The sequence below is a fragment of the Burkholderia sp. Ac-20349 genome, from assembly GCF_017104865.1.
In the GTDB taxonomy this organism is placed as follows: Bacteria; Pseudomonadota; Gammaproteobacteria; order Burkholderiales; family Burkholderiaceae; genus Burkholderia; species Burkholderia aenigmatica.
The window spans coordinates 105,775-117,838 of record NZ_JAAGPM010000009.1 but is presented as its reverse complement, the minus strand read 5'-3'; the positions used below and the strand labels follow the sequence as shown (position 1 = coordinate 117,838).

The window sequence follows — 12,064 nt, the reverse complement described above, 5'->3', positions numbered from 1 at the left end:
AGCTCGCGCCGAGCGTCACTGCGCGGCAGCCTCGAGCCCGGCGACTGCCGCTGCCGCCTCGGCGGCCGACGCGGTGGCCGGATCGCCTGCCGCCGCCGCGCGCGCCGCCGCTTCCTGCTCGGCCATCGCAGGACGATTGCGCAGGTGCAGCAGGAACTCCTGAATCAGGCGATCCCACAGCTCGATCGTTGAGCGCAGGTAGCGCTCCGACACGCCGCCCGCGACGACCACGTCCATCTCCAGCGCGAGAAACGGCCCGTGGCTCGCGAGACGCGCGAAGCGCTTGGTCCGGTTCCAGTCCGCGACGAGTTCGGCCGGCAATTCACCCTGCACCTGCAGCACGCACGACAGCGTGTAGTCGATGAACAGCAGCGACGCGGGCGATGCGTCGGGCCCCTGCGGCGCGAGCACGGCGGCCGGGTTGCCGAAGCGCACCGCGAAGCCGATGCCCTGGCTCGCGCTCATCAGTTGCACCGCGCCGTTCTGTTCGGCCGCCGTCACGCGGTAGCCCGCGCGGCGCAGCACGTCGGCGAGGTGGTCGGCGCTGATCGCTTCGATCGGCGCATCGTGTGCCGCGCGTTCATCGCCGGCGTTCGGTTGCTTGTCTTGCATCTCAGTGTTCCCCGTATTCAACGAATCGATCGGTTCGACCCCGGCTGCGGGCCGCGCGCTCACTGCGGGTTTGCCGCAGCGGCCGATGCCGGTGCCGGCGTGGCGGCAACGGGCCGCGCAGCCGGGTCGTACTTGCCCGCATATAGCGCATCGCCGTAGCGTTGCGCAATGTCGTCGTACTTCACGCGCGCCGACTGCGCGAACGGCTGACGCGACGAGAACAGCGTGCCGATCCCGACGTGCTCGTAGGCGTCGAGAATCTCGTGCCCCACGCGATACAGCTCGGCATTGTGTGCCTGGCAGGTTTTCAGTTGCGTGTCACGCGCCGCCACGTCCTTCTGCAGTTGCGTGTGCTGCGTATCGCGGGCGCGCGACACGGCGAGCAAGTCCTCGTAGGACGACTTGTATTTCGCGAGCGACTTCGCGTCCTGCTCGCGGCCCGCCCGCTCCTGCGCGAGCGCGCGCTTCGCGGCCGCTTCGGCGCCCGAGTCGCCGTGCGCGGCCGCCAGTTGCCCTTGCATCGCCTTCAGTTGCGCGAGCGCGTCGTCGCGCTGCTTCTCGGCCGCCACCTTGTCGCTTTGCAACTGCGCCTGGTTGTCCTGCAACTGGCGCAGCTCCTGCACGGTCGAGCGCAACTGGCTGCGCAGCTTGTCCTCGATGCTCTGCGCGTGCGCGCCGCCGGCCGCGAGCAGCAGCGTGCCGGCCACGCTGGCCGCGAACATCGTGCGAGTGATCGTGTTCATCCGCGGCTCCGGTCAGAAGCGAGCATTGAGCTCGATCTGCAGCACGTCGATCGATACCGGCGGCCCGTACACTTCCTTCGAGCTCAGGTAACGGGCCGACACCCACGTGTCCCGTGCGACCGCATACGCGGCGCCGAGCACGTAGCCCCGCGCGTTGGTGCCGCCGAGATGGAAGTCGGGATCGTTGAACGCGTCGAGCACGGCGTCCGGCTGCAGGTACTTGTACGCGATCGAGAAGTTCCACTGGCCCTTCTCGCGCGGCTCCGGCTCGCCGAACGTCGCCTTCGCGAGGAAGCCGTTCGGGCCGCTGCGGTAGTCGGCGCGCGTCGCGTTCACCGACGTCGAATCGTAGTTGTTGACCGGCAGCGACGCCGCCGCGAACGCCTTGTTGTCGTTGTACGCGAGGTTGCGCACGTATTCGCCGTCGAGACGCAGCTTGAAGCGATCGGCCACCACCGTGTCCCACTGCGCCTTCAGGTCGAGCAGCCGGTAGTTGTAGGCCAGGCCGAACAGCTGCGGCTGCGGCGTCATCCCCGGCGCGAGATTCGGGTTCTGCACGATGTTGCGCAGCGCGACCAGCGTGTTGCCGCCCTGCATGAATGCCGGCGCCTCGTTGTCGGTGCTGCAGCTCGTCGCGCCGAGATACAGCGCGCACGGCGACGACAGCGTGCCGCGCATGTTCTGGAAGTCGTAGTACGCGACCGCGCCGCGCAGCCGGTTCTTCGCGTCGATCTTCCAGTCCGCGCCGAACTGCGCGCCGAACATCCACTTCGTGTCGCTGCCGGCCTTGTCGGTGCTGTTCGACGGGAAGTTCTCGCTCGTGTACTGGATCGGGAACACGCCGAGCGTGCCGAACAGCGTGACGTCCGGATTCCACGGCAGCGCATGGCGCAGGTTCGCGGCGAGGCCGTCCATCATCAGGTCGTCCGAGAACACCAGGTCCGACTTGAAGAACGGATTGTCGAACCGGCCGGCCGTCAGGTTCAGCCACGGCGTCGGCCGGTACGCGAAGAACGCCTTGTTCAGCCAGATGTTCTTCTTCGCGAAGCCGCCGCCCGCGGTGGCCGTGGTCGACACGGGCCCGTTGTCGTTGCCGCTCGCGAGCTGGATGCCGGCGATCATTTCGTCGGACAGCGTTGCCGTCACGCCGAGCCGTGCGCGGTAGCGCAGCAGGTTGTTGCGGTTCTCCCGCGTGTTCTGCGTGGGAATCTGCGTGTTGTTGGTGTTCGAGTTGACGTCGAACCCGCCGCCCTGGTTGATCGCCGCGAAATTCGTCACGCCGTTGGTGTTGCGGCCGCCATAGAAGTGATACTCGTCACGCACGCGCAGGTCGCCGTCGAGCTTGATGCGCGACACCCAGTCGGGGAACGTGTTCGGTTGCGCCCAGTTCTCGGCCTTCGCCTGCGCGATCACTTCCTGCTTCACCTGGTCGCGGATCTGGTCGCGCACGAGCTGCGGCACGTACGGCACCGCGACATCGCCCGGCTGTGTCGGCGGATTGACGACCCCACCCGCCACGACCGGCGCGCCCGATGCGCGGGCCGACCTCGCCTGCACGGCCTCGGTGCGCGCCTCGCTGATCAGCTGGTTCGCGTTTTGCTGCGTGAGCACGCCACGCTTCACGAGCAGGTTGATCAGGTTGATCACCACGCTCTCGGTCGGCGCGGCTTTCCCCGACGCCGCCTGCGCCTCGAGCGATTGCCCGTGCGCGGCGGACGCGCAGGCCAGCCCGAGCGTCAGCACCGCCGCGCCGACGCGCGACAGGCGCGCGGGCAGCGCGCCGTTGCGGGGCACCCCACCCCGTCCGTTCATCTTCCGAATCATCGAAGCACTCCGAACAATTTTCGTTTCTTTTCCGGCGGCATCCGTGCGACGGCGCCACCCCATGATTCTTTCGTCGTTTCGCGCACGCATCGTCATGCCGGCTTGCGCCCCTGAAGCTTGACGAGCACCGGATACGCGGTTGCGGGCGGCGGCACCTCGTCGACCCTGCCAAGCGCTTCGACCGCCGCGACGACGGCCGCATCGATCTTCGCGTCGCCGGTGGACTGCGCGACCGTCACCTTCGTGATCCGCCCCGACGCATCCATCCACAGGTTCAGGCTGCCCGCGAACCGCGCGCCGCCGGCCTCCTGCACGCCCTTGTCCTGCTCGATCGCGCGCTGCAGCACGTACACCATGTATTGCGCGTAGCTCGCGTTGCCGAACTTGCCGCCCCCGCCGCTGCCGAGCATGCCGGACCCGTCGCCCGCACCGATGCCGAAGTTGTCGGTGCCCGCCTGCGCATCGGCATTCATCGTCATCTGCTTCGGCTGGTTGTCCGACGGCTTCGGCGCCTCGGACGGCTTCGGCGCGATCGTCGGCCGGTCGACCGGCGTCTTGACCTCTTCCTTCACCTTCTCGGGCGGCGGCTTCTGTTTCGGCGGCGGCGGGGGTGGCGGCAACGGAATCACCGTCGTCACCTGCGGCGCGCTCACGCGCTTCACGCCGGCCGTGTCGCCCGCGAAATGCCAGATCAGCGCGGCCACGCCGGCGAGCACCAGCGCGATCGCGACGGGCTTCACGTAGCGGCCGGGGCCCTTGTCCGGCGGGCCGCCGTTGTAGGTCATTTCCATCGCGTCAGCCGCCCTGCTTCGCCTTGCCGGTCACGAGACCGACCTGCGACAGATCGAGGCGGCGCAACAGGTCGAGCACGTCCATCACCTTCTGGTACTGCACGCCCGCGTCGCCCTTCAACACGATCGGAAACTCCGGATTGGTCGCCTTCTCGGTGCGCAGCCGGCTTTCGAGCTCGTCCATCGTCACCGGGTACGCGTCGAGGAACACCTGCCCCGAATCGGCCACCGTGATCGCCTTCGTCTTCGGCTTCGCGAGACTCGCGGACGAGCTCGCCTTCGGCAGATCGACCTTGATGCCCTGCACCGAAGCAGTCGTCATGATGATGAAGATGATCAGCAGCACGTACGCGAGGTCGAGCATCGGCGTGATGTTGATGTCGTCGTACGGCTTGTCGTCGTCCTGAACCTGCATGGTGGTCTCCTGCGTGCGTCAGTCGGCCAGCACCGCGTGATCCGGCGCGCGGTGCGCTTCGGCGAGGCGCGTGACGAATTCGTCGACGAACACCTGCATGTTCGCGGTCACGTTCTTGTTGCGGATCAGCAAGTAGTTGTAGCCAAACAGCGCGGGGATCGCGACGAACAGGCCCGTGACCGTCGCGAGCAGCGCGGCGGCGATACCCGGCGCGATCGCGTTCACGTTCACGTCGCCGGCCGCCGCGATCGCCGCGAACGTGATCATCACGCCGACCACCGTGCCGAGCAGCCCGAGGAACGGGCCGCCCGAGATCGCGATCGTCAGCAGCACCATCGACTTCGACAGCTTCTGGTTCTCGCGCACGAGCGTTGCATCCATCGACGCGCGGATCGCCTCGATCGATTCGGACGTAATCACCGTGCGGCCGTTGCCGTCCACGCGGCTGTGGATTTCATGCACGCCGGCCTTGTACAGCCGGTACAGCGACGACTGGTACAGCCGGCGGCCGTCGGCGCTCGCTTCGTCGACATGTGCGAGGCCGACCAGATGACGCCCGGCCACTTCGCGGAAACGCTGCACGAAATACTGGTTGGCCTTGTCGACGGTGCCGACGTAGCGCGCCTTCGTCCACATCACGACCCACGACACGAGCGCCATGCCGAGCAGGATCGTGATCACGACCCACGCGTCGACGGTCACCGACTGCACGATCACGCCGAAGTAGCCGAAGCCGAAGCCCGACTGCTTCTCGTCGGCGCCATAGGCGACGAGCTTCGATTCCGAGCCCTGCGCGAGCGCGTCGACCGCGATCGCGGCCGGCGAGCGCGCGATCTTCGACAGACGCAGTTCGTCGAGCGCGCCCGAATACGCGGCGAACCCTGCGGGTGCGCCCGGTGCGTCCGCCGCGACCGTCGCCGCACCGTTCAGTGCCGGCAGCGTCGCCGCGACCTGCGCGGCCTGCTTGCCGTTCACGTAGACGGTGAGGTTCTTGCCGTCGGCCGTGACCGCGAGATACGTCCACTGGTTCGCGGCGACCGGCGCTGCGGCCGGCGTGCGCACCGGCGCCGGATTGCCTGCCGCACCCTGGACTTCCGCGAACGGCACGCCGTTGTCGAGGCCGATCAGCAGCGCGTTCGCGCCGTCGCGACGGCTGTAGAGCAACGTGTTCGGGGCAAGCGCCGACGGCTTCACCCATGCACTGAACGTGAAGCTGCCGCCCGCCGGTACGTTCAGCGACGCACTCGCCGGCAGCGTCAGCGACCCGTTGCCGTCGAACCGCGCGCCCTTGCCGACGATGCCATCCTCGACCGTCTGGAACGACGCGTTCTGCGCGTGGTTGCCATAGGCGGTCAGGTCCTTCGGCGGCGCACCCGCCGCGCCGTTGAAGTGGTAGACGAGCGTGTAGTCGGCATCGAACGTCTCGGCCGGCTTGCTGCCGTCCGGCGCCTTCTTGTTGCCGTAGTACATCCAGATCGACTCCGCGGCGCCGGCCGGCATCTTCGGGATGTCGACCCAGATCAGCGCGACGCCGAGCACCGGATCGTATTGCTCGATGTGGTAGTTCAGCGGCGTCTTGTCGTCGGCGGCGACGAAGCGGATGTCCGCGCCGTTGTCGGCCAGCCCGTCGAACTGGAAGTTGCCCGAGTGCAGGCGGATCAGCAGCGGCACGCGGCCGGCCGATTCCGCGAGGTTCGCGCCTTTCGCGCTCGCGTCGATCGTGATCGCCTTCCGGTACGACCAGTCGTTCTGCCACCATGCATTCGCGATGCCGGGCAGCACGCCGAGCATCACCGCCAACAGGAAAAACAAGACTCGCTTCACGATCCACTCCCCGAATGTGCGGGCGCCGCGCTCGTCGCATCGCCCCGGCACGATCAAAAAAAATCCGTCAGAAACCCAGCCTTACGTAGAAATCGAATCGCGGGCTGTACTGCCGCGTATAGACGCCCGCCTTCAACGGCCAGCCGGCCTCGAAATCCGCGCTCGCATACTTCATGATCTGCACGCGTGTGCCGACGCCGACACTCATCAGGTTGAAACGCGACGTCTGCTCCGGCAGCGGGCTCAGCAGCCACAGGTGCGCCGCGTCGAAGAACGCGTGGAAGCGCCATTCGTTCACGCGGCTGCCGACCGCCCCGCCGAGCCACTTCGCGAGCGACGGGCTACGCAGCTCGACCGATGCGATCACGCCGCTGTCGGCCGTGTCCTCGGCCTGCATGTAGCCGCGCACGCTGTTCATCCCGCCTGCGGCGAACTGCTCGCTCGACACGAGCGGCGAGTTCGAGATCTGCGCGTTCACGTGCGCGTTCGCCTGCATGTCGTTCGCGAAGCGTTGCGTGTGGTTGACGTCGAACTTGCCGTACACGAAATCGGGCGTCGCGTTGTAGCGCTTGTTGTCCCATGCGCCCCAGTCGCTGCCGACGCCGCGGAGGTTGGTCGTCACCGATGCGGCGAACGACGTCTGCGAATTCTTCAGGCTCAGTTGCCCGTTGTACGACAGCGTCACCGGCACGTACGTCAGCGGCGCCGTCGAGCTCGGCTGGCCCGGCATCGACACGTTTTCGTCGAAGTGCTTGCGGTCGATCTCGATGCTGACCGAGTGCGCGTAGGTTTCCGACGCCGGCAGCGAATAGATCGCGGTGAAGCCGTACGTGGTGCCCTTGCCGAGCACGTTGGTGCTCGCGACCGACGCGACGTTGCTGTCCGAATGCACGACCGTCGCGAGGAAGCTCCAGTGCGAATCCTTGATCGGCGCGAGATACGAGAACGCGTAGACGCGCGCATCGTTCGGATGCTGCGGCGCGAGCACGTAGGTGCCGGAAATCACGTGGCCGAGCTGCCAGAGATTCGAGTAGCTGAGGTTCGCGGTCGTGCGCAGCGTCGACGTGCCGGGGCTGTTGTCGTTGTTCAGTTCGAGCGAGCCATGCAGCGGGCTGTGATCGTCGACCTTCAGGTCGACGTCGACCGTCTGCGGCAGCGCGCCCGGCTTGAGGATCGGAATCACCTGCCGGTCCGCCGAGCGGTTCAGGTCGGTGAGCTGTTGCTGCGCCTGGTTGAAATCGGGCACCTGGCCTTCGGACAGCGCGGGCACTGCATCGCGGATGTTCTGCGGCGAGTTGTATTTCGCGCCGTCGACCCGCAAGCGGCCGACCTTCGCCTCGGTCACCTGCAGCAGGATCACGCCGTTCTTCACCTGCTGCTGCGGCAGCTCGACGACGACCGACTGGTAGCCGCGATCCTGGTACACCTTCTGCAACGCATCACGTGCCGCGTTCACGTCGGCGAGCGTGCGGCCCGGCCCTTCGAACGGATACACGGCCTTCTCGATCTCGAGCGTCGGCAACGTCGTGTTGCCGCGCACCACGAAGGCATTCACGTCGAACGACTGCGGCGCGGCCGGCGCCGCCTTCGCAGCCGGCGCGGCTTCCTGCGCATGAACGCCCGGCGCGAGGCCCAGCCCTCCGGCCAGCACGACACCGGCCAGGCATCGGCAGTTCAGCCGCCATCGTTCACGTGACTTGCGGTCTACTCTCGGCGGCATGCGCCATTCCCCTTTGTTGTTCCGGATCGCAACGAAGCACACCGCACCAGCCGTTCGCTCCGCTATCAAATGCCTGTTTCACTTTGATGACGGTTTGTTCGTCATCCTTATCATGATCTGCGCAATGCTTTTCCCGATTTCCGTATCCAGTGCGTTCGACGGCATCTACCGGAAAGGACGAAGCGAATCCGGAAAACCCGCAATCTCCAGCACGCATCGTCGCGACCGACTGCCCGCCGACGCATCGGCACTGATGCGTCGATCGACAACGACCATCGTGGGCGGCGCACGAGTCGCCGCTCTCACCTACCTAGACGGAACTGGGCGCGCATTGCCGCAAACTTTTTTAGCGGGCCGTCCAACCGGCCGTCCGACTGACCGTCCGACTCGACGCCGGAAGCAGGACACGGCCGCCAGCGTGCGGCCTGCAATGCGCGCGCAACGAGCGCCGCGTGAATCGCGCGGCGCGTTGCGCAGGAATGTGCGTGGCCCCCGTTTCGGGTACGTATCGTCTGCCGAGGCCGTCAAGGCTTCTGGGCACCGCGCGCGTGCGCGATCGCCGGCAAACGTGTTGCCGCCCCGAACGCGTCGCGCAGCGCGCGTCGCCCCTTGCGGACGGCACGACAATCCTCGGGTTTCAACCGGGAAGTTTTTGTGACATTCCGCTGAAGATATGCACGAGATGCGCGCGAGACCGTTTCCGCGCGCCGCACGCGCGATGCGGCACGACGGCAAACGTCCCGGCGACGAGAAATCCTGCGGGTTGCGGCCGTCCGCTTCGTCCTAGCTATTGGGTAAAGACATCAACGACCGGGTCGATCCATGTCATTCGCGACGATGCTCGTACGGTGGCTCGCCGAACGCCTGTCCGGCCATGCCGCGATCGCGCGCCGGCCGCCGCCCGCCGCCTTTGCCGCGGCGCGGCGCCCGTTGCGCTGGCGCGCCCCCTGGCTGGTCTGGCACCTGCTGTCGTGGGTCGCGCTCACGTTGCTCGCGCCGCCGATCTGGACGATCGGCACGCTGCTGCTGATCGACGCGTCGAGCGATCAGCCGCTGTTCTGGATGCTCGCGATGGCGATCGTGCCGGTCGCGAACGGAGCCGCGATCGTCGCCGCGAACCAGCGCCATCATCGCAGGCCGTTCACCCGACGCTCGACGGTCGCGCTCTACCTGTTCTTCGTCGCGATGGCCGTCGGGTGCGCGCTGTTCGTGCTGCTGCTGTGGTGCTCGCATGCGATCGCATCGCTGGTCGGCCCGCTGGCGCTGACGACCGGCGGCACGCATCCCGCGACGCTCGCGTTCTGGGTGACCGGACTCACCGCGATGTTCGGCGTCACGTCATCTGCGCATGCGAGCATCGCCCATGCGTGGCTGGTGTTCGAGGACTGACCACAGTCACATCGTCCTTGCAGGAGCAAGCGAATGCATCGATACGGCAAGTCGGGCAGAACGCGGCCGCCGCGCGAACGTGGCATCGCGATCGTCACGGTGCTGCTCGTCGTCGCACTGGCGGCGACACTCGCGGCAAGCGTGCTGTGGCGCCAGCAGGTTGCGACGCGCGACGTGGAGAACCAGCGGCTCGCGACGCAGACGATGTGGGTCGAGCGCGCGGCGGTCGAATGGGCGCGTGCGACGCTGCGCGCGCAGAGCGCAACGTCGAACGTCACGTTCGTCGGCCAGCCGTGGTCGTCGCCGGCCGCCGACGTGCAGCTTGCGGACCTGCTGCCGCCCGAAACCGCGGCGGTCAATGCGGAGCTGTCGCGCGCCTGGATCTCCGGCCATGTCGAGGATGCGCAGGCGCGCTTCAACCTGACGAACCTCGTGACGCGCATGGCGCCCGGCAAGCCGTGGCAGGCCAACGGCGAAGGCGTGCTCGCGTATCGGCGGCTGCTGAGCCAGCTGTCGCTCGATCCCGCGCTCGCGCAGCAGACGGCCGACTACATGCTGCGCTCGCTGCGCGACACCAACGGCCCCGACGGCTGGCCGCTGCAGCTCGTGTCGATCGACGATCTCGCACGCATTCCCGGCTACGACGCGCGTGCGATCGAGACGCTGGCGCCGTTCACGACGATCCTGCCGGACCTGACCACCGTCAATGCCAATACCGCGGCCGAACCCGTGCTCGTCGCCGCGATTCCGACGCTGTCGGCGAGCCAGGCCAAGCGGCTCGTCGACCGGCGCGGCACCGCGTATTTCGTCAGCACCGGCGACATCGCCGAGTACCTGCTGCCCGCGCGCGGCGGCAATCCGACGCTGCCGGACGGCTCGACCGTCGGCGTCAACAGCCTCTACTTCATCGTGCATTGCCGCGTGCATTCGGCGCGCATCAACGCACGTGTCGACACGCTGATCGCGCGCTACGGCAGCGGCAATTTCACGTGGACGTCGGTGATCTGGGTCCACCGGCTGACGAGTTGATCGCGGCGCCTGCGCGCCACTTCGTCATCGCCAGCTAGTTCAGCGACGATTCGCTCAACGCGACCGAGTGCATGCCCTGCGTCGCCGCGCAATCGAACGACAGCCGCGTGAGGCTCGTCTCGCGCACTTCGCCGAGCAGCCGGTTCCAGTCGTCGATCGACACGAGCAACGCGATCGGCCGGTTGTATTTGGTGACCATCACGAGCGCCTCGCCTGCGTGCCGCAGCGCCTTCGACGGATTGCTGCTGAAGTCGCGCGTCGCCATCGCGATCGTGCGCAGGCTGAACACGTTCGCGGCCGGATCGCCGCCGTCGTCATGCAGCAGGTGTTCGACCGTCGCCGCGCGCAGCAGTGCCTGCGACTTCGCCGACAACCGGTTGTCGCGGCGCCTGCGCCGCTCACTGCGCGGATCGACGTGCACGGCGAGCATCCGTACGATCTGGCCGAGCGTCGCCGCGGGCAACTGGTCGTAGCGTCGCCACCAGTCGGGCGGCAGCGCGATCATCATCCCCACATAGGTTGTGGCGACGCCTTCGGCGATATGCGACGGCACCCGTTCCGCGTCGCGTTCGTCCAGACCGAGCGCGCCGCTGACGACGCGCGTCATCACGCTGAACGCGTTGTAGGCGAGTGCCGCGATGCCGCTCGCAAGCTGCGACGCACGGGCGGGCACGCTGCCGAACAACGCGCCACCGAGTACCGGCTCGAGCGGAAACGGCAGCGCATCGCGCCAGCGCCGGCGCGCCAGCTGCATCACCTGGCCCGCGTCGAACTGTTCGGCGGGCAGGTTCGTCAGTACCGCGACCGCCGCGCCCCCGTTGCCGTCGGCACCGCGATCGCGCCATTCGATTCGCCTGAGCGTACCGGCCGCGTCGCCTTCGCCCGGGATACCGACAGCCTGCTCCCGAACGTAACCGCCATCGAGCGGACCGGCAGCGCGCCAGTCGCCGAGCGGGCGGCATGCCGTCGCACCACCGTCGTCGCGCAGCACGAATGCGCCGCCGCGGCGCGGCCAGCCCGACACGATCGCGTCGATATCGAAACGGCCATCGACGATCCACAACTCGCCGGGCCGCACCGTTTCCAGCAGCGCGCCGACGAACGCGCGTTCATGTACGCGGCCGCGCTCGACCGGCAGCAGGTCGACGATCATCGCAAGCTCCGGATCGTAGACCGGCAGCACGCGCGCACCGGTCAAACCCAGTGCCGCATCGCGCGCCGGATCGTCGCACGCGCGGCCGCAGTCGCAACCGGCACCGCCCGGCGCGCAACTGTCGCCTGTGCCGTCCAGCACGCGCAGCCGCATCCCGCCGAGCGTGCGCCCGCGTTCGTCGGCTCGCGTCGCCGCGACGGGCAACAGCAGATCGACACTGTCCCTGACGAGCGCACGGCCCCAGCCGGCCCGCCATCGACTCATGCCGTCGTGAAGCGCGGCCACCGCGGCACCGGATGCGGACAGCGCGTTCCCGGGCACGCCGTGCGGCATCTGCGATGACTGCATCCGCGTCTGCGTCTGCGCGGCAATCGCCGCGACCGCATCGACCGCCAGCGCGAACAGCGTCTCGCGGATCGACTCGTCGTCGGGTTCTTCGTCCGCGTCGACAGCCGTGTCGATCCAGTCGTCGTGCAGCGCGCACTGCAACACGAGCCGCGTCATGATCGTCATTGGGCTCTGTTCGACGAAGCGTTCCACAATCGTGCGCATCATCCGGTCACT

General features: G+C 67.7%; 10 protein-coding genes. 2 read left to right on the top strand and 8 right to left on the bottom strand.

The window, feature by feature from the left end; translation table 11 throughout:
- Nucleotides 1–15 precede the first annotated feature (15 nt).
- The 7 genes from G3N61_RS05310 to G3N61_RS05280 all read right to left on the bottom strand — a co-directional run bounded on the left by G3N61_RS05310 (nt 16) and on the right by G3N61_RS05280 (nt 7,929).
- Nucleotides 16–612: a YbjN domain-containing protein gene (locus G3N61_RS05310; RefSeq protein WP_205821782.1), complete on the bottom strand. Its 597-nt coding sequence runs from the start codon at nt 610–612 to the stop codon at nt 16–18.
- A 59-nt stretch (nt 613–671) separates the two neighbouring features.
- Nucleotides 672–1,355, bottom strand: a complete 684-nt coding sequence (locus G3N61_RS05305; protein WP_089452510.1) for a hypothetical protein — start codon at nt 1,353–1,355, stop codon at nt 672–674.
- 12 nt (nt 1,356–1,367) lie between these two features.
- Nucleotides 1,368–3,179, bottom strand: coding sequence for a putative porin (locus G3N61_RS05300; protein ID WP_089452509.1), 1,812 nt, complete (start codon nt 3,177–3,179; stop codon nt 1,368–1,370).
- Nucleotides 3,180–3,271: 92 nt separating this feature from the next.
- The gene (locus G3N61_RS05295; RefSeq protein ID WP_051889648.1) at nt 3,272–3,970 is read right to left on the bottom strand and encodes a TonB family protein; all 699 of its coding nucleotides are present in this window, start codon (nt 3,968–3,970) and stop codon (nt 3,272–3,274) included.
- Nucleotides 3,971–3,974: 4 nt separating this feature from the next.
- Nucleotides 3,975–4,385, bottom strand: a complete 411-nt coding sequence (locus G3N61_RS05290) for a biopolymer transporter ExbD (RefSeq protein WP_043177386.1) — start codon at nt 4,383–4,385, stop codon at nt 3,975–3,977.
- A gap of 18 nt (nt 4,386–4,403) precedes the next feature.
- Entirely contained in the window at nt 4,404–6,209 is a 1,806-nt protein-coding gene (locus G3N61_RS05285) for a MotA/TolQ/ExbB proton channel family protein (protein ID WP_205821781.1), read from the bottom strand.
- Nucleotides 6,210–6,276: 67 nt separating this feature from the next.
- Entirely contained in the window at nt 6,277–7,929 is a 1,653-nt protein-coding gene (locus tag G3N61_RS05280; protein WP_241017589.1) for a ShlB/FhaC/HecB family hemolysin secretion/activation protein, read from the bottom strand.
- 822 nt (nt 7,930–8,751) lie between these two features.
- Between G3N61_RS05280 and G3N61_RS05275 the strand changes: the two genes are divergently transcribed.
- Together G3N61_RS05275 and gspK are read left to right on the top strand one after the other, a co-directional pair.
- Nucleotides 8,752–9,318, top strand: a complete 567-nt coding sequence (locus G3N61_RS05275) for a hypothetical protein (protein WP_205821780.1) — start codon at nt 8,752–8,754, stop codon at nt 9,316–9,318.
- Nucleotides 9,319–9,351: 33 nt separating this feature from the next.
- Nucleotides 9,352–10,347 (top strand): type II secretion system minor pseudopilin GspK, encoded by a 996-nt coding sequence (gene gspK, locus G3N61_RS05270; RefSeq protein ID WP_205821779.1) that lies wholly within the window; start codon nt 9,352–9,354, stop codon nt 10,345–10,347.
- A 34-nt stretch (nt 10,348–10,381) separates the two neighbouring features.
- Here the strand turns inward: gspK and G3N61_RS05265 are convergent, their stop codons facing one another.
- A complete protein-coding gene (locus G3N61_RS05265) occupies nt 10,382–12,055 on the bottom strand; it encodes a type II toxin-antitoxin system Phd/YefM family antitoxin (RefSeq protein WP_205821778.1) in 1,674 nt (557 codons plus the stop codon).
- Between the last annotated feature and the right edge of the window lie 9 nt (nt 12,056–12,064).

Coding starts and splice junctions, on each gene's coding strand:
- G3N61_RS05305 (WP_089452510.1), bottom strand. CDS start 1,355: ATGAACACGATCACTCGCACGATGTTCGCGGCCAGCGTGGCCGGCACG.
- gspK (WP_205821779.1), top strand. CDS start 9,352: ATGCATCGATACGGCAAGTCGGGCAGAACGCGGCCGCCGCGCGAACGT.
- G3N61_RS05275 (WP_205821780.1), top strand. CDS start 8,752: ATGTCATTCGCGACGATGCTCGTACGGTGGCTCGCCGAACGCCTGTCC.
- G3N61_RS05300 (WP_089452509.1), bottom strand. CDS start 3,179: ATGATTCGGAAGATGAACGGACGGGGTGGGGTGCCCCGCAACGGCGCG.
- G3N61_RS05290 (WP_043177386.1), bottom strand. CDS start 4,385: ATGCAGGTTCAGGACGACGACAAGCCGTACGACGACATCAACATCACG.
- G3N61_RS05265 (WP_205821778.1), bottom strand. CDS start 12,055: ATGATGCGCACGATTGTGGAACGCTTCGTCGAACAGAGCCCAATGACG.
- G3N61_RS05280 (WP_241017589.1), bottom strand. CDS start 7,929: ATGCCGCCGAGAGTAGACCGCAAGTCACGTGAACGATGGCGGCTGAAC.
- G3N61_RS05310 (WP_205821782.1), bottom strand. CDS start 612: ATGCAAGACAAGCAACCGAACGCCGGCGATGAACGCGCGGCACACGAT.
- G3N61_RS05295 (WP_051889648.1), bottom strand. CDS start 3,970: ATGGAAATGACCTACAACGGCGGCCCGCCGGACAAGGGCCCCGGCCGC.